Raw genomic sequence first — 16,455 nt, forward strand, 5'->3', positions numbered from 1 at the left:
TCACGATACTAATTTCAACCCAATAGCAGCCCCTAGCACCATACTTATAAACAAGAGCCTTTTCCAATCCTTTTGCTCACCATACAAAATAATACCTAAAATAGCTCCACCAGAAGCTCCAATTCCTGTCCAGATGGCGTAGGCTGTTCCCATTGGCAATTCTTCCATCGCAAGGGCTAGAAAAAGAAAGCTTGCTCCGAATCCAACAATGAGCATGATAAAAGACTGCCAATTTCGGTTTTTGTGTAGACTGTTGATCATCAGAACTCCAATCATCTCACATATCCCTGCTAAAATGAGATAAACCCAACTCATGATGCAGCCTCTCCTTTCGATACAGCTTCTTCTTCATTCGTAACTAGCTTAAGCCCAATAACTCCTGCTAATAAAATTAGAACGAGAATAAGCTTGGATATTTTCAAAGGCTCGTCAAAGAAAATAATTTCTGACAATACGGTTCCTGCCGTACCCAAACCAACAAATACGGCATATACCGTACCGACCGGCAGCTTCTTTCCCGCCATGATTAATACATAAAAGCTGACAATTATAGAAATGACTGTCCCAGTCCATGTCCAAAAATCATAAGCATGCTTTAACCCTATCACCCAAAACACCTCAAAAAACGCGGCAATAAACACCTTTAACCAATTCATGCTGTTCCCTCCAATGCAAATTTTCCAAAAACAAAAAGCCAAGGAGATTACTGTTAAATATACAGTCATCTCCCAGGCTTTTATCCTTCCGTGGCACAGAATTATCTGTGATTTTTCTCTCGGACCAGACCAGCAAGCTGCGGAACCCTAGAAATCATTTTTATGAATTTCCTTTTATTATATAAAAAACGAAACCATGTGCAAGAGGAGCTATCAGCGAATATAAGCATCAATATCCGGTCAAATTACTTCTATCTCCAATATTCTCTGCTTTTCTTATGTTTTTAATTTCTTTTGTAGGGTCAAGAAACATCAATAATAAAGGTTCCACCTCCAAGCTAGGAATCCCATCAAAATGAAACCTCCTATACCTAGTCCAATGGAAAAAAGAATCTGTTTCCAATAAACCACTTCTTCTCTTTCTACCCGATATTTTTCAATAATATTTGTTTTGATATCTTCATATTCGTATAAACGCCACCATTTTTTAAAGCTTAAGTGATACGTCTTAAATTCCTTTTCTCCTCCCCAAGGATTGCTCACCTTTATGACTGTTTGGTCCTCTAGGTTAAATTGGTGCAAATCTGAAAGATCAAACCCCTCCTCTGTAAAAGAAATGGATAAGCGATTTAATTCTGAGCGCACACGTTCAACTATTATGTTTTTAGATGTATGTTTAACCACAATGACTTGCCCCGTCACAAAAAACCTATATAAAATAATGGCAAAAACGATGAATAAGCTGAAAATAAGGGGATATAAAAAATTTTCGTCAAAGATGTATTGGCTGGAGAGAACCATTTGAACGATAAAAAATGAAAAGGAGTATAGAGCCTCCACCTTTGATTTAGCTGAGATTCCTCGATATTTATACACTCTGTAAGCCTCATAAAAGTACAATAGTGAGGCAAATAGTCCAGAAATAATAAGAAAAATCTGCATATAATTATTCATAATTAGACTCCCGAAAATTTTATAAAACTATCATTCGTTGATTCCTAATCATACCAATTTTACCATACATTTATATTTAATCACTTCTATTACCATATTTAGGAGAAAAACATTTCTTTCAATCTAAAATTATGCGAAAATAGATTTTAGTCAGTTTGCATATAGTATAGAAAGAGCTTGAACGAAGAGAGGTTTTCAATATGTATTGGTGTAAAATAGCTCGCACAGAAAGAGAATTTTCCGAAATAGCAAAATTAAATTACGAAACCTTTGTTGAAGAGATCCCCCAGCATGAACCAGATGAAAATGGCGTTCGAGTGGATCCTTTTCATAATGAAAATAAATATATTATTGTTTTAAAAGATCAAGAGCTTGCTGGTATGATTGCGATCCGTGATCAGCGGCCTTTCTCCTTGGACAAGAAAGTCGGTCCTGTAGAAAATCTGCTGTCGGAAGATGCTTTGTCAGGAAAGCTTTGCGAAATTAGGCTTCTCGCAGTACGAAAAGAGCATCGAAATGGAAGGGTATTTTTCATGCTTGTCAGTGCATTATCAGAGTATGCTTATAAACAGGGGTATAGTGCTGCAGTTATTTCTGGAACAATTCGTGAGCAAAAGCTTTATAAGCAGATGGGCTTTGAAGCTTTTGCCGATACGGTTGGAACAGAAGATGCACAGTTTCTTCCTATGGTGTTAACTAGAAAGCAATTTGAGAAGTCAGTTGCTGCTAGATTAAAGCAAAAAAGATACTCTTTTTATCCCGGTCCAGTCGTATTAAAAGAAGATATTCGAACTGCCCTGACAGAAGAACCAGTCTCCCATCGCTCATACGATTTTTCGATAACACTTGAAAAAGTTAAGCAAATGCTTTTATCCATGAGTAAGGCAGCATATGTTCATTTATTAAATGGCAGCGGAACTCTTGCAAATGAAGCGATGATTGCTCAAGTGAAAAGGCTTCCCGGAAAAGGTCTAATTTTAACTAATGGAGCATTTGGGGACCGTTTAGTGAATCAGGCAAACAGATGGGGATTAACATTTGATTGTTTAAGCTATGAATGGGGTAAACCCTTCGATGAACTTCAAATTTCTAGAAAACTAGAACAATTGAATTATGAATGGGTACTTATGGTGCATGGAGAAACATCTACTGGTATGCTCAATCATATAGAAAAGATCCAAGAGCTATGTAAAATACATGAAATAAAGCTTTGTCTTGATTGTGTCAGCTCCTTTGGTTCCCTCCCATTCTCGCTTGCAGAAATATACTTAGCTACTGGGGTCAGCGGGAAAGCGATTGGAACAATGAGCGGGCTCTCGTTTGTTTTCTCAAACCATAAAATCGAAGAAGATTCAACTCTTCCTTCTTATCTAGATTTGGGTTTGTATGCGAATGGGAATATCCCGTTTACCTATTCTTCACAAGTGTTAAAAAGCTTAGAAAGAGCATTACGATATTATATGGACGAAGACCGATATACTGTATTGAAAAATCGCTATGAACAAATCCTTACTGCAGAGAAAAATGAGGAAATGGCCTTTTTAACCCCTTATGGCTATCCGATGATCGTAACATTAAAAGGTGAAGACAGCTGTACAAATATGGCAGAGGATGCCTCCCTTTCAGGCTTTGATCTGCATTTTAAGAGTGCTTATTTATCGAAAAGAGCTTGGGTCCAACTTTCAATTATTCAGCCGGATTTTGATGAGGCATGGGAAAAGTTTCGGAAGTGGCATTTGAATTATAAGGAATATCAGAGGAGACAAGGGTAATTTGAAATAACTTTTACAACTATAAAGCCGACTTCCTATTAATGTAACAGCAAGAAGTCGGCTTTAATTTATTTATAATTCCATCTCCAGCATAACAGGACAATGGTCACTTCCCATAATGTCACAATGAATTTCTGCAGCTTTTATTGCATTTTTCATTCTTTCAGAAACGATAAAATAATCGATCCGCCAGCCAATATTCCGTTCTCTTACTTTAGCCATATATGACCACCATGTATAGGCGCCTTCTGCATCTGGATAGACGTATCTAAAGGAATCAACGAAGCCCGATTGGAGCAAGCGAGTCATTTTATTCCTCTCCTCTTTTGTAAAGCCAGAGTTGCCATCATTCGATTTTGGATTTTTTAAATCGATCTCATTATGTGCGACATTTAGGTCTCCACAGTAAATAACCGGTTTTATTTGATCTAGCTCAAGAAGATATTGAAGCAGTTCTTTTTCCCACTCTAATCGATAAGATAATCGAGCCAAATCTCTTTGTGAATTTGGCGTATATACATTGACCAAGTAAAAAGATTCAAACTCTAACGTAATGATTCTTCCCTCTGGCTCCGTTTCATTCTCTCCTACACCATATTTAACGGAAAGCGGCTTCTTTTTTGTAAAAACTGCCGTACCTGAATAACCTTTTTTTAGCGCATAATTCCAAAATTGGTGATAGCCTTCAAGCTCAAGGTCGATCTGCCCTTCTTGCAGCTTTGACTCTTGAATGCAGAATATATCCGCATCCACCTCATGAAAATAATCTAAAAAGCCTTTTTTTACACAGGCTCGAATTCCATTCACATTCCATGATACAAATTTCATTTGGTATGACTCCTTTATAAAAAAACTCTAGATTAATAGAATATCATGGAACTAGTTTGCATGCTAATTAATAGCAGACAGAGAATCCCCTTATTACCTAAAAATTCGCATATTCGGCGAATGAATAGGACACAGAATTCGTTATTATGAGAAAGTATCCTTCTTTTCATGCAATAACGGAATGAGGGTCCGCAAACCTGGTGAAAAATAGTCTTTTCGGATAATTAATGGAACTACGGTCCTCTAAGTCCCTTTTTATACCTAAATTACAACTTTTCATCAAACTATCGTAAAATATATTCAAAAAGTAAGTTTCCTAGGAGGTTTTTTTACAATGGCTCAACACCATTTTCATTTAACAGCACATTGGCCGGGGCTTCGAAACGATGTGGGAGATATCGAAGTTGGTCAGTTGAAGACAAAAATTTCCATCCCGCCAGAAATGGATGGCCCTGGGATTGGGACAAATCCGGATGAAATGCTTCTTGGGGCGGCTGCTACTTGTTATATCATTACTTTGGCAGCGATGATGGAACACAGTAAGCTAGAAAAAAATAATTTATCGGTGAATTCCACAGGAATTGTTGATGTAACAAAGGGTGTGATTACATACAAAAAAATCATTCACCGCCCAGTCATCGTTTTAAAATCCGAAGCAACAGAAAAAGATAAAGCTTTAGCTCTAAAATTAGCCCAAAAAGCAGAAACGTCCTGCATGATCTCAAGAGCATTAAAAGGCAATGTAGAAATTGAACTGGAGGCAACGATCATTAAACAATAGGGGCACACGCTATAAGTTTATTGTTTTCATCAGCTGACAGCTAAAGAATGTGAAAATGTTTATTCGACCTTTTAATCAAGAGCTGAATTTGTCCGTAAGATGAGGACAAATTCAGCATTTTTTTTCAATTTATAGCAGATTGACGAGCTGTAAAACCGCCACTTATTGAAGTTTCACTTTATAGGATAAACATAAATAGTTAATACTATTAAGGAAACAAAATAGCTTTGATAATACATAGAAAGGAGAACATCATGCAAAGCAAAGGTTTTCAGTTAACATTACAAACAGGAAGCTTAGTTGCAGGCTTTTTGGTGTGGGTTATCCTCTCTTCCTTAATGCCTTTTATTAAAGCTGATATTCCGCTTTCAGAAAATGAAATTGCTTGGGTTGCGGCAGCACCTGTCATACTTGGTTCCTTGCTTCGCATTCCGATTGGCTTTTGGACAAACCGATACGGGGCAAGAGTTATCTTTACAATAAGTTTTCTCCTTCTAGTTTTACCAGTTTTCATTATTAGTACAGCCAATTCCTTCTTCACCTTAATTCTTGGCGGATTAATGCTAGGTATCGGCGGTGCGGTTTTCTCCGTTGGGGTTACTTCACTTCCAAAGTATTATCCTAAGGAGAAGCATGGATTTGTCAACGGAATTTACGGAGCAGGGAATATCGGCACAGCTGTAACATCCTTCCTAGCACCTGTTTTGGCAAACTCATTTGGATGGAGATTAACCATTCAATTTTATATTATCTTAATGGTCATAGTAGCTGTACTAAATTTATTACTTGGCGACCGAAAAGAAAAAAAGGTCAATGCTATTTTCTCCCAGCAATTCAAAAGTGTGTACAAAAATCCAAAACTCTGGCTTCTGAGCTTATTTTATTTTATTACTTTTGGCTCCTTTGTTGCTTTCACTATTTATTTGCCTAATTTTCTTGTCAATCATTTTGAGCTTGAAAAGGTCGATGCAGGATTTAGAACTGCCGGTTTCATTGCATTAGCTACCTTTTTGAGACCTGTTGGGGGATGGCTTGGTGATAAATTCAATTCATTCCTCATATTAGTTGTCGTGTTTTCCGGTCTCACTTTTGCCGGCTTCCTCCTTTCATTTACACCTTCCCTGCCTATTTATACTGTTGGTTGTTTAGCAGTTGCGATCTGTGCCGGAATTGGAAATGGAACGATTTTTAAGCTTGTGCCGATGTATTTCTCGAAGCAAGCTGGAATTGTAAACGGGATTGTTTCAGCAATGGGTGGACTTGGCGGGTTCTTCCCTCCTCTAATATTAACGATTTTGTTTAATTGGACTGGTCATTATGCGATCGGATTTATGGCTCTTTCTGAATTTGCATTAGCAAGCACCATTTTGGTTGTATGGCTGTATTACCAGGATAAACTTTCTCTTTCCAGCCAGATTATTGAAAGTACAAGTGAAGGAATAATGGTTACCGATTTAGACGGAAAGATTATCAATATCAATCCATCCTTTACAAGAGTTACTGGATATACCCAGCAAGAGGTTATAGGAAAGACTCCAAGTATTTTGCAATCTGGCAAACATGATGCAGGGTTCTACGAAAACATGTGGAAGAAAATTGATGATGTCGGGTATTGGCAGGGCGAGATTTGGAATAAACGGAAAAATGGCGAGGTTTACAAGGAATGGCTAACGATTAGCGTTTTGAAGGATGAAAATGGAGATCTTAAAAAATATATCGGCATGTTTAGTGATATATCTAATAAATAATAACGAAACACAAAAATCACTTTCGATTCAGAAAGTGATTTTTTGTATGTGAGTATCTCATTGTCTGCTGTTTTTGTATTCATCACGAGCCCGATACTGCTGTGGGGCTCTTGCAGGATAGCGTCCTGGAAAACTAAACATATGAATTAATTGTGTAAACGGAATGGCCGCAAATAATATGAATGATGTAATTACATGAATTTGGAAAAGGAGTGGCACTCCAGTCATAAGCTGGTAATCAGGCTGAAAGGTAAATAAACTCCGAAACCAAGGTCCAATCGTCACACGATATTCATATGCCACAACAGTTGTATTGTATACAATCGTCATATATGTGCCAATTCCTGCCACAATCAAAAGCCAAATCACTGTAAAATAATCTGCAAACGATGCATGGGCGCTGACCCTTGGGTTCGTAAACTTTCGTATCAGTAAAATAATTAAACCAGCCACAACCATTAGCCCTGCTAGTCCCCCGCCAGCTATTGCAAAGAAATGGTATAAATGGTCAGTCACCCCCAAGGCCAAATAGAAGCTCCTTGGAATCAATACTCCCATCAAATGACCAATAAAGGCGAATAGGATCCCCCAATGAAATAGCAATGAACCGGCTCGCAGCCATTTTTTCTCAAATATTTCAGTTGAAGGAGCATGCCAGCTTTTGCCGCGAAATACAAACCGATAAATTGAAGCAACAACTAAAATCGTCCCAACGATATAAGGAAAGATTCCCCACCAGAATAATCCATTCATGTCTGCCCTCCTTTAATAATTTTCAAAAATTACAAAGATCTATTTAAAGCAAATTTAAAGGACATAGTTCCTGCTATTTCTCAATTTCATGTCCTTTAGACCCAGTATGAAGAACACATTTTAGAAATAACTCTCAAAATAAGCGCACATCACTACAGCTTACCCGTACAGCATTGGATATGGGAGCTCATCCAGATCTGCATCCTCTCGTTCATTTTCTAGCCGGGCAATTTCCTCTTGGTTTGGTGCTTTAAAAATATAGGTCATTAACATATCAAAAACCAGATAATAAGGATTGCTGTTAGGCAAATGTGTAAAGATCCGGTGGATTGCATAAGCTAGCCTTCGCTCCAGCTGTTTGATTTCCTCTGTTTCTGGAGCAACGGCAATAAGCTCTAACAGCATCGGTATATAGTCGGCCAGTTCTTTCCCAGCAGGCTCATATCCAGTTTCTTCGATTAATTTTTGTAATTGAATAAGAGCACTGCCTCGCCTGCGGCTATCCCCAAGTTCTTGTGAGGTTAAATATAAGCCCGTTTTCTCCTTATAGTCGAAGGTTTCTACATAAAGCTCTTGAAGTTCGATGAGAGTCCGATCCAAAAGGATTTTTAAACGGCTGGAAAACTCCTTTTGTAATTTCTCAGATGAGATGTTCTGATTCACATAATTATCGACCTTTACACATTCTTCATAGAAATCCTGTTCTGGATAATCCAGAAAACGCGACACAAACAAAAGCGTAAAGGCACGGTCATTCTTCATGCATTCTCACTTCTTTCATACGGGTACGTCACCATTCCCTCAGGTGGTGCGATGTCCTCAATACTGCAAGAACCTTGGCGATAATGTAAATTATTATCCATTTCCCGTCTGCCGGTTGGAATGACAAACCGTTCATTATACTTGGCCACTCCAAGCAGTCGTGCCATCTCTTCTAATTCTTCTACAGTCGTATTGGCTTCCTGAAGCAATTTGCTTTTTTCCATGTCATCAATGCCCCCGACTGTTTTGGCACGCATATGAACACGCATCGCAGCCATTTTCAAAAGCACTCTCCGAATGACGTTCGTATCATCGGCAGATAGTAATGATGCCAAATATTCCATCGGTATCCTCATGTCGTCAACTGCTGGAATCCAGCCATCCATGCTCAGCTCATGTTCATTTGTAATATGGTTCATGATCGGGCTAAGAGGTGGGACATACCACACCATTGGCAATGTCCGATATTCAGGGTGAAGCGGAAGAGCAATTTTCCATTTCATCGCCATTTTATAAATCGGTGATTCTTGTGCACTCATTATCCAGCTATCATTGATGCCAGCTTCACGAGCTTTTTCAATCACTTCGGGATCATTTGGATCTAAGAAAACAGATAGCTGTGCTTCATATAAATCTTTCGGGTCCTCAACAGAAGCTGCCGCTTTTACTCGGTCGGCATCATATAAAACAACGCCAATGTAACGAATCCGCCCTACACATGTTTCCGAGCATACGGTCGGCAGCCCTGCTTCTGTCCTCGGATAACAGAAATTACATTTCTCTGCTTTATGAGTGTTCCAATTGTAATACACCTTGTGATAAGGACACCCGTTCATACAAAAGCGCCAGCCGCGGCACGCATCTTGATCAACAAGAACAATACCGTCTTCATCCCTCTTATACAAAGCACCTGATGGACAAGATGCCACACAGGATGGGTTTAGGCAATGTTCACAGATTCTTGGCAAATACATCATGAAAGTTTTTTCATACTCCATCTTAATATGCTCCTGGAGCTTTTGGACGTTAGGATCCATCGGAACAATTTCACTGCCGCCTGCAAGATCATCATCCCAGTTAGAGCCCCATTCAGGCTTATCGATAAATTTCCCGGTAATCATTGATTTAGGGCGGGCAACTGGTAAACTTTCTTTCTTCGGCGCCTTCTGAAGATGCTCAAAATCATAGGTCCATGGTTCATAGAAATCATCAAGCGTTGCCATATTTGGGTTGTAAAAAATATTCGCGAGCTTTGAAATCGGACCTCCAGCTCTTAAATGAAGCCTTCCATTTCTTAATGTCCATCCGCCTTTATATCGGTTTGTATTTTCCCATTCCTTCGGATAACCCGGACCTGGCCGGGTTTCTACGTTGTTATACCAGACATATTCCATGCCTGGTCTATTGGTCCATACATTCTTGCACGTTACTGAACAGGTATGGCAGCCAATACATTTATCAAGATGCATTACCATTGCCACTTGAGCCTTAATTCTCAAGCCAATCGACCTCCTTCAACGGGCGAATAACGGCCATCGTATCCCTGTTGCTGCCGGTAGGACCATAATAATTAAAGCCATAACTAAGCTGCGAATACCCGCCAACCATATGTGTCGCTTTTGGATTAATTCTTGTCACACTGTTATGTGTCCCGCCGCGTTTTTTATTAATTGTGTTTCCTGGAACACCCATTGTCCGGTCCTGCGCATGGTACATATAGGCCACTCCTCTTGGCAGCCGGTATGTGAGAATCGCTCTAGCTGCAACAACTCCATTACGGTTATAAACTTCAATCCAATCATTGTCCTTAATGCCAGCTGAAGCCGCATCCTTTTCGTTCAGCCACACAACCTGCCAGCCTCTAAACAGCTGTGACATTTGGTTCGTGTCCGTGAACATCGTATGGATTCCCCACTTCTGATGCGGGGTCATATAACGAAGCGTAAGCGACTTTCCAGAGTTTTCAACCTCTTTCTCCCCTTTTAAAAACGGTCCCACATTAACAGGCGGAAGATAGAGTGGAAGCCCTTCACCAAAATCAAGCATGACCTCGTGATCTAAATAAAAGCTTTGCCGGCCTGTTAGCGTATGCCAAGGAATGTTATATTCCTTGTTAACGGTGAAAGGAGAATAACGTCGGTTATCATTTTCCAATCCGCTCCAAACAGGTGTGGAAATGGTTTGGCGTGGCTGAACAGTTAGAGCATCCAGCGTGTAATCTTCCTCTTCACGGCCTTCGGAGATATGACCTAGTTTCTTACCAGTCTTTGCCTCCATTGATTTCCAGCCTTCAACTGCACGCTTTCCATTCGTTGCACCTGACATGAGAAGAATCGCATTGATAGCCTGTTTATCAGAATAAAGCTCTGGATGGCCTTTGCCGATACCCTCACGATTTGAAACACCCAATCTATTCAACAACTCTTGATACGTCTTTTCCCCATTTACCTTAACACCTTTTGTTCCGTAGCCATTGCGAATATTTTCACCGACAGTGGTCCACATGTTATATACATTCGGATAATCCCTTTTGACGATCGTTAAATTGGACATTGTTTTGCCTGGGATTGCTTCGGCATCTCCTTTACGCCAGTCTTTAACCTTGCCGTATTCTTGAGCAATTTCATTGATTGTATCGTGTGCAAGAGGTGACATGATTATATCCTCTTGTGCTGGGAGATGTTTTTCTGCTAGTTCTGAGAATACTTTCGAAATTTCTCTAAAGGCATCCCAATCACTTTTCGTTTCCCAAGGTGGTGAAATCGCCGCATTAAAAGGATGGACAAAGGGATGTAAATCAGTGCTGCTTATATCAAATTTCTCGTACCATGTTGCGGCAGGAAGGATAATGTCTGAAAATAACCCGGAGCTCGTCATCCGAAAGTCCATCGCCACAAAAAGATCGGTTTTTCCTTCCGGCGGCTTCTTGTCTATGTTGACGTCCACTGGCTGCCATGAATTTTCTGTATCGGTCAGAACGGAATCATCAGCTCCGATTAAGTGCTTAACGAAATATTCATGACCTTTCCCGCTGTCCCCTAATAAATTGGAGCGCCAGTTAAAGAATATACGCGGGAAATTTCGCGGATCATTCGGATTCTCAATTGCATAATTAATTTTTCCTTCAGCAATCTGCTTGGCAACATCCTTAATGATCGCCTGATCATCCTCTTTGAATCGTTCGCGAGCCTCTTTCATTACATCAAGGGAATTTTCTGACCACTGCGGAAAGCTAGGCAGCCAGCCTAAGCGAGCAGATAATGCATTAAAATCAGCAGGATGAACATGACTGTATTTACTGCCCCACTCTGTCACCTTTTCTTCTGCCTGATACTCGTAGCGGAATTGCTCCGTTGCAAAATAGAAAAAGGACGTTCCATTCATGAATCGAGGAGATTTTACCCAATCGTTGGCAAAGGCAATTTGTGAGAATCCCTCAATCGGACGGACCTTTTCTTGTCCGACATAATGAGCCCATCCCCCGCCATTTACACCTTGAGAGCCTGTTAAAAGAATTAGATTTAGGATGGAGCGGTAGATTTGATCACTATGGAACCAATGGTTTGTCCCACCACCCATAGCAATCATGGATTTGCCATTTGTTCTTGCTGCATTATCCGCAAATTCTCTAGCTACTTGAATGACATGTTCTTTTTTGACCCCTGTAATACTTTCCTGCCAGGCAGGTGTATATGGCTTGTTTGGGTCATTGTAATCAGCAGGGTAATCCCCTTGAAGCCCACGATTAATCCCAGTATGTGCCATCATTAAATCATAAACCGTTGTTACGACAAGCTCATTACCCGCTTGATCCTTGATTTTTTTTATAGGAACACCTCGTGATACAATTCCCCCTTCCTTTTCAGCAAAATAAGGAAATTCAACCATTGCTACTTCATCAGAATCCTGTATAAAACTGAGTTTAGGATTGATATTTTGTCCATCTTCACTTTGCAAATCAAGATTCCACTTATTCCCGCTATCCCAACGGAATCCTTGGCTGCCGATAGGAATGACTATTTTATTCGAAAGTTCATCCCAAACAACGGTTTTCCATTCGCCTAGCTCATGTCCACTTTGCATATCAGATGCTCTAAGGAAACGATCTGATCGATAACGTCCATTTTTATCGTTTAATATAATTAAAAATGGGAGATCCGTGTATTGTTTTGCATAATCTGTAAAGTAAGGTGTTTCTCGATCTACATAAAATTCCTTCAAAATGACATGTGTCATGGCCATGGCTAGAGCCCCATCAGTCCCAGGTTTAGCAGGCAGCCAAATATCAGCAAACTTATCATATTCGGCATAATCCGGACTGACCCCAACGACTTTCGTGCCATTATAGCGTGATTCCACCATAAAGTGCGCATCTGGTGTTCGGGTTTGCGGAATATTCGTTCCCCAAATAATGAAGTATTTAGAGTTATACCAATCTCCGCTTTCCGGAACATCCGTTTGATCTCCCCATACTTGTGGAGAAGCAGGCGGCAAATCGGCATACCAATCATAGAAGCTGAGTATTGTTCCGCCAATTAAAGATAGAAATCTACTTCCGCCGGCATAACTGATCATCGACATGGCCGGAATTGGACTAAAACCAACAATGCGGTCAGGTCCATACTTTTTAATCGTGTAAATGATCGAAGCAGCAATTAATTGGCAGAGCTCCTTCCAACTACCGCGTACAAAACCTCCTTTTCCGCGGGCTTTCACATACTTCGCCCGCTTTTCTGGATTAGTCACAATATTTTCCCAAGCTTGAACTGGATTATCTGCTGTTTTCAGCTCACTTTTCCATAATTCATATAAATCACTACGCACATATGGATGTTTCACCCGTGTTGGACTGTATGTATACCAGGAAAAGCTAGCCCCGCGAGGACATCCGCGAGGTTCATAGTCTGGAAAGTTTTCCCCTGTTGACGGGTAATCAGTTTGCTGTGTTTCATAGACAATAATCCCGTCCTTCACATGGATTTTCCAACTGCATGAACCTGTACAATTCACTCCATGAGTGGAGCGGACGATTTTATCGTACTGCCAGCGTCTGCGGTAAACATCTTCAGAATTACGCGGCCGCGGACTTTCTTCAGTCCAGCTATCATTAATCCGATTTCCTCTTTTTAAATGCTTCAATGCGTGAGAAAGCTTATTCTGCTTTTGCTCCATAGTGGTCGTCCCTCCCTAGTAGGTAGCTTCCAATTGGGTTGAAATCCTCTCCCAAAATCCGGACAGCCTCTTCTCCAGCTTCTAATTCCCGCAAAAAAACCTCCCAGCTGGCTGAATTCGCTGCTGCTAATATTAATCTTTGAAGAGAACTCATCTCATTTATTTCATAGATTTTCTCTATTACTTCGCCAGGGATAAAGCCAAACCTCATTTGCAAGACAGCAATTAAATCCTCTCTATCCTCCACGAGCAATGCATCACTTTCAAAAGAAAACATGTATCTATCACCCCTTTTAAAGCTTAATCATTTTGTAATAGTCCGATATAAGCAAGCTTTTGCATTTTTCAGCGGCCTCTTGGAATAAATTTTCGGTTTCTGTATCAGGCACCAATGCCTGTTCTTTACTAATTGTTATCGTTGCTATTTCAGAAAAATGATTAGCTGACTTGATTGTTATGTCATATCCATTTTTAGCAGGCTTAATCGTTCCTATCGCATCATATGGATGAATATTAAACTTTTTAAAAGAATCCACCATTGTTTGATAGACATGCGGTGCTGCAAATCGCAGTGACTGTTCTCTTTCCAGCTGAAATTCTCCCATATTCACCCTCCTTACTCATTTCCTGAATTTCCCTGCGTTAGTATTTGTGTTATGCCAGAAGTTTATTCATCTCATCATCATTATGAATTTGGTCGACAATGATGAGCCCATCCATCAAACGAATAAAATGCTCATCAGGTTCAAGTTTTTTCAGCTTTTCTTTCATATTTTCCACCATTCTTCTCATGAGATCATGATCCCTGGTAAGCTGAAGGACTAATTCCTGCAGTTGTGGATTTTCGTTAGCCATTTCCTGATACAAGCCATTTTCCTCTGACTCAGCATGTGCGAGTGTTCTTGATTCCCAATGTTCAATGGTTATTTCGGCCACATGTAGAGCTTTTTGTTTGTCCCCCTCCTTTAAACAGCGGCTGTATAGCTCCCTTAATTCCATCGCTTCATTTAAAGCTGCTTCATGGATCGAAGAATGAGCATCCTGTTTCTTTAAGCTTGGTCCTGACATCAAAGTCCACTTCCTTTCTGTTTTCAGCGTGTTTCCACATTTACCCATAAGCATGTCCATATTGTTAGTTATAAAAACTTTAATAAATCAAAACTTTAGGTCAAATCTGTGAGTGTTTTCGTTAATAGGCTAGTTTTTGGGAAGTATCATTCTCCTTTATTGTGATTGAAATCACCTGCTGTCTTTATGCAGAATATTAAAATATAAGTATGAGGTGAGAAAATGAGAAGAAACTGGTCAATTTCTCTAGAGCATGGAGAATATGAGGAGGATATAGAGTTACTTGTCAAGGATGCCATTAATGCGGTCGAGCAAACGAAAAAGGGCTACTATGTGAATGTTGTGACACCTGCTGTATTTGACCATCCTGGTCACTATTTGACAGAGGCTTTAGTTCTATATTTTGGCAGCAGCATTCACATCAATTATATTGATCAATGCGGCTGTGGGGGGCATGTGCTAAGAGTATGGAAAAAAGAATCGAGCAATTAGGGGTATTAGCGGAGTTCCAACATTGTCAAGTCATCCTCAATTTTTACGATGAAGACGATTTCCTTTGGAAAAGAGAGGGCTTCCATTTCGATACGATCGATGTGACTGATGATCATCTTATTTTTAGCCGGAAAAACGACATTAACTATACCATTTATTTACAGGAATATCCAAATTATTTTATTAATCGTGCTTTTCAGCATTACTATACTCTGAGAAATCAATCTTGCAAATTGGATATTTATTTTCCCCATTAATTAGAGGAGAGCGAACAGCAACTGTTTACTCTCTTTTTTTCGCTAAATATGATCCACGCTGTCGAAATCCCCTATTTCTGCTGAAATCCGTCTTCTTTTGATAGCTTTTGTCATGTTGCAGGAAAAAGGGATAGGCTTTGCTGAATAACACTTACATAGAAAAATTAACTCGGAATTACCTTCCGAAACATTCATAACGACTATAGACAGAAAGGGATGAAGAATTTATGCCAAATCAATTCGTTAAAGCCTATACGATTAAGGAAGTCTCAAAAATGATAAATATTCCTCCTGGAACACTGCGGCAATGGGAAAAGGATTTAGATGGGTTGTTAGTGATCCCCCGATCTAAGCAAGGGGCACGATTCTATACCAACGAGGAAATCAAATTACTTGAAACCATAAAGCAGATGCGTAATAAAAACCTGAGTAAGGAAATGATTAAGGAATTGCTTCACCAGCATATGGTTTCGGAATCAACTTCCGAATCAATCGAAACCTCACTAGCTCCCATATCAGAAGAAGAAATTAGCAGCAGGGAGGAAATTCCTGATATATCAATGGTTTATGCAGCAATGGAAACATTCAGGAATCAGTTAATTGATGATGTCAGAGCCGAAATTCGGACAAGCATTCGTAAAGAAGTACTAGAAGAAGTAAAGAAAGAAATATCGAAGGGATCAGTACACATAGTGAAAAGTCTATCTGACTCCATTTATAAATCGAATGAAAAAACAAAGCTTGAAATTCATGAGCTTTCAAACCATATACATAATGCTTCGGAACACGCCTCCGAAACGCTCGAAGCTCTATCGAAAAGGGTTGCGAAAGCTTCGAAAGGCACTTCCGAACAGCTGCGCTCTTTGGTTCATCGTGTTACAGAATCGTCTGAAGCTGCTTCCGAGGAATTCAAAACGATGATCCATTATATTTCAAGCTCAGCCGAGGTTACCCATACTGAAATTAGTGCACTTATTGAAACATTAAATACGGATAGAGAAATTTATCTTGAGACCATTACACGCGAACGGGAGCAATATTGGGAAGATGTTAATCATCGGGAAATGATGTTTCAGGATTTAATCGTCAGCTTCCGTAAAGCCGCAGCGGCTGAGGAGAAGGTTGAAAAACCATGGTGGAAGTTCTGGAGTTAACATAAATCCTGCATCTTTTTGATGAATTTCTCTATTTCTGGTCAAATCAATGATGTAT

17 protein-coding genes and 1 riboswitch are annotated in these 16,455 nt (G+C 39.8%); of the genes, 6 read left to right on the top strand and 11 right to left on the bottom strand.

What is annotated here, in order from left to right; genetic code table 11:
• From RRV45_RS11550 to RRV45_RS11560, 3 genes are all read right to left on the bottom strand, one after another.
• Complete coding sequence (locus RRV45_RS11550) at window positions 1-315, bottom strand: DMT family transporter (protein WP_315664842.1); 315 nt, start codon at window positions 313-315, stop codon at window positions 1-3.
• Window positions 312-656 carry a DMT family transporter gene (locus RRV45_RS11555; RefSeq protein ID WP_315664843.1) on the bottom strand — a complete coding sequence of 115 codons (345 nt, stop codon included), beginning with the start codon at window positions 654-656 and terminating at the stop codon, window positions 312-314. The genes RRV45_RS11550 and RRV45_RS11555 overlap by 4 nt, the downstream gene beginning before the upstream one ends.
• Before the next feature lie 67 nt (window positions 657-723).
• A riboswitch (guanidine-I (ykkC/yxkD leader) is annotated at window positions 724-818 on the bottom strand.
• Window positions 819-968: 150 nt separating this feature from the next.
• Window positions 969-1,610, bottom strand: coding sequence for a hypothetical protein (locus RRV45_RS11560; protein WP_315664844.1), 642 nt, complete (start codon window positions 1,608-1,610; stop codon window positions 969-971).
• 200 nt (window positions 1,611-1,810) lie between these two features.
• Between RRV45_RS11560 and RRV45_RS11565 the strand changes: the two genes are divergently transcribed.
• A complete protein-coding gene (locus tag RRV45_RS11565) occupies window positions 1,811-3,382 on the top strand; it encodes a GNAT family N-acetyltransferase (RefSeq protein ID WP_315664845.1) in 1,572 nt (523 codons plus the stop codon).
• 72 nt (window positions 3,383-3,454) lie between these two features.
• Here RRV45_RS11565 and xth read toward each other — a convergent pair whose 3' ends face one another.
• Window positions 3,455-4,210, bottom strand: coding sequence for an exodeoxyribonuclease III (gene xth / locus RRV45_RS11570; protein WP_315664846.1), 756 nt, complete (start codon window positions 4,208-4,210; stop codon window positions 3,455-3,457).
• Window positions 4,211-4,544: 334 nt separating this feature from the next.
• On the opposite strand from xth, the gene RRV45_RS11575 reads away from it, so the two are divergent.
• A complete protein-coding gene (locus RRV45_RS11575) occupies window positions 4,545-4,991 on the top strand; it encodes an OsmC family protein (protein ID WP_315664847.1) in 447 nt (148 codons plus the stop codon).
• A gap of 254 nt (window positions 4,992-5,245) precedes the next feature.
• Window positions 5,246-6,739, top strand: coding sequence for a nitrate/nitrite transporter (locus tag RRV45_RS11580; RefSeq protein ID WP_315664848.1), 1,494 nt, complete (start codon window positions 5,246-5,248; stop codon window positions 6,737-6,739).
• Window positions 6,740-6,796: 57 nt separating this feature from the next.
• Here RRV45_RS11580 and narI read toward each other — a convergent pair whose 3' ends face one another.
• The 7 genes from narI to RRV45_RS11615 all read right to left on the bottom strand — a co-directional run bounded on the left by narI (window position 6,797) and on the right by RRV45_RS11615 (window position 14,494).
• Window positions 6,797-7,492 carry a respiratory nitrate reductase subunit gamma gene (narI, locus tag RRV45_RS11585; protein ID WP_315664849.1) on the bottom strand — a complete coding sequence of 232 codons (696 nt, stop codon included), beginning with the start codon at window positions 7,490-7,492 and terminating at the stop codon, window positions 6,797-6,799.
• Window positions 7,493-7,651: 159 nt separating this feature from the next.
• Window positions 7,652-8,254, bottom strand: coding sequence for a nitrate reductase molybdenum cofactor assembly chaperone (gene narJ, locus RRV45_RS11590; RefSeq protein ID WP_315664850.1), 603 nt, complete (start codon window positions 8,252-8,254; stop codon window positions 7,652-7,654).
• On the bottom strand, window positions 8,251-9,753 hold the full coding sequence (narH, locus tag RRV45_RS11595) for a nitrate reductase subunit beta (protein WP_315664851.1): 1,503 nt from the start codon (window positions 9,751-9,753) through the stop codon (window positions 8,251-8,253). Before narH ends, narJ begins: the two co-directional genes overlap by 4 nt.
• Entirely contained in the window at window positions 9,743-13,426 is a 3,684-nt protein-coding gene (locus RRV45_RS11600) for a nitrate reductase subunit alpha (protein WP_315664852.1), read from the bottom strand. The genes narH and RRV45_RS11600 overlap by 11 nt, the downstream gene beginning before the upstream one ends.
• The gene (locus RRV45_RS11605) at window positions 13,407-13,703 is read right to left on the bottom strand and encodes a hypothetical protein (RefSeq protein WP_315664853.1); all 297 of its coding nucleotides are present in this window, start codon (window positions 13,701-13,703) and stop codon (window positions 13,407-13,409) included. The genes RRV45_RS11600 and RRV45_RS11605 overlap by 20 nt, the downstream gene beginning before the upstream one ends.
• A gap of 16 nt (window positions 13,704-13,719) precedes the next feature.
• Window positions 13,720-14,031 carry a hypothetical protein gene (locus RRV45_RS11610; protein WP_315664854.1) on the bottom strand — a complete coding sequence of 104 codons (312 nt, stop codon included), beginning with the start codon at window positions 14,029-14,031 and terminating at the stop codon, window positions 13,720-13,722.
• A gap of 49 nt (window positions 14,032-14,080) precedes the next feature.
• Window positions 14,081-14,494, bottom strand: a complete 414-nt coding sequence (locus RRV45_RS11615) for a hemerythrin domain-containing protein (RefSeq protein WP_315664855.1) — start codon at window positions 14,492-14,494, stop codon at window positions 14,081-14,083.
• A 222-nt stretch (window positions 14,495-14,716) separates the two neighbouring features.
• Between RRV45_RS11615 and RRV45_RS11620 the strand changes: the two genes are divergently transcribed.
• The 3 genes from RRV45_RS11620 (at window position 14,717) to RRV45_RS11630 (ending at window position 16,397) form a co-directional block, all read left to right on the top strand.
• Window positions 14,717-14,986 carry a CGCGG family putative rSAM-modified RiPP protein gene (locus tag RRV45_RS11620; RefSeq protein ID WP_315664856.1) on the top strand — a complete coding sequence of 90 codons (270 nt, stop codon included), beginning with the start codon at window positions 14,717-14,719 and terminating at the stop codon, window positions 14,984-14,986.
• Window positions 14,962-15,243 (top strand): hypothetical protein, encoded by a 282-nt coding sequence (locus tag RRV45_RS11625; RefSeq protein ID WP_315664857.1) that lies wholly within the window; start codon window positions 14,962-14,964, stop codon window positions 15,241-15,243. The genes RRV45_RS11620 and RRV45_RS11625 overlap by 25 nt, the downstream gene beginning before the upstream one ends.
• Window positions 15,244-15,470: 227 nt before the next feature.
• A complete protein-coding gene (locus tag RRV45_RS11630) occupies window positions 15,471-16,397 on the top strand; it encodes a MerR family transcriptional regulator (RefSeq protein WP_315664858.1) in 927 nt (308 codons plus the stop codon).
• Window positions 16,398-16,455: the final 58 nt, after the last annotated feature.

This window comes from Bacillus sp. DTU_2020_1000418_1_SI_GHA_SEK_038, from assembly GCF_032341175.1.
Taxonomy (GTDB): domain Bacteria; phylum Bacillota; class Bacilli; order Bacillales; family Cytobacillaceae; genus Cytobacillus.

What these genes read in the sequence shown, in the direction of transcription:
- RRV45_RS11550 (WP_315664842.1), bottom strand. Translation starts at nt 315, where the DNA reads ATGAGTTGGGTTTATCTCATTTTAGCAGGGATATGTGAGATGATTGGA.
- RRV45_RS11575 (WP_315664847.1), top strand. Translation starts at nt 4,545, where the DNA reads ATGGCTCAACACCATTTTCATTTAACAGCACATTGGCCGGGGCTTCGA.
- RRV45_RS11615 (WP_315664855.1), bottom strand. Translation starts at nt 14,494, where the DNA reads ATGTCAGGACCAAGCTTAAAGAAACAGGATGCTCATTCTTCGATCCAT.
- RRV45_RS11600 (WP_315664852.1), bottom strand. Translation starts at nt 13,426, where the DNA reads ATGGAGCAAAAGCAGAATAAGCTTTCTCACGCATTGAAGCATTTAAAA.
- narI (WP_315664849.1), bottom strand. Translation starts at nt 7,492, where the DNA reads ATGAATGGATTATTCTGGTGGGGAATCTTTCCTTATATCGTTGGGACG.
- RRV45_RS11625 (WP_315664857.1), top strand. Translation starts at nt 14,962, where the DNA reads ATGGAAAAAAGAATCGAGCAATTAGGGGTATTAGCGGAGTTCCAACAT.
- xth (WP_315664846.1), bottom strand. Translation starts at nt 4,210, where the DNA reads ATGAAATTTGTATCATGGAATGTGAATGGAATTCGAGCCTGTGTAAAA.
- RRV45_RS11580 (WP_315664848.1), top strand. Translation starts at nt 5,246, where the DNA reads ATGCAAAGCAAAGGTTTTCAGTTAACATTACAAACAGGAAGCTTAGTT.
- RRV45_RS11560 (WP_315664844.1), bottom strand. Translation starts at nt 1,610, where the DNA reads ATGAATAATTATATGCAGATTTTTCTTATTATTTCTGGACTATTTGCC.
- narJ (WP_315664850.1), bottom strand. Translation starts at nt 8,254, where the DNA reads ATGAAGAATGACCGTGCCTTTACGCTTTTGTTTGTGTCGCGTTTTCTG.
- RRV45_RS11610 (WP_315664854.1), bottom strand. Translation starts at nt 14,031, where the DNA reads ATGGGAGAATTTCAGCTGGAAAGAGAACAGTCACTGCGATTTGCAGCA.
- RRV45_RS11565 (WP_315664845.1), top strand. Translation starts at nt 1,811, where the DNA reads ATGTATTGGTGTAAAATAGCTCGCACAGAAAGAGAATTTTCCGAAATA.
- RRV45_RS11620 (WP_315664856.1), top strand. Translation starts at nt 14,717, where the DNA reads ATGAGAAGAAACTGGTCAATTTCTCTAGAGCATGGAGAATATGAGGAG.
- RRV45_RS11630 (WP_315664858.1), top strand. Translation starts at nt 15,471, where the DNA reads ATGCCAAATCAATTCGTTAAAGCCTATACGATTAAGGAAGTCTCAAAA.
- RRV45_RS11555 (WP_315664843.1), bottom strand. Translation starts at nt 656, where the DNA reads ATGAATTGGTTAAAGGTGTTTATTGCCGCGTTTTTTGAGGTGTTTTGG.
- RRV45_RS11605 (WP_315664853.1), bottom strand. Translation starts at nt 13,703, where the DNA reads ATGTTTTCTTTTGAAAGTGATGCATTGCTCGTGGAGGATAGAGAGGAT.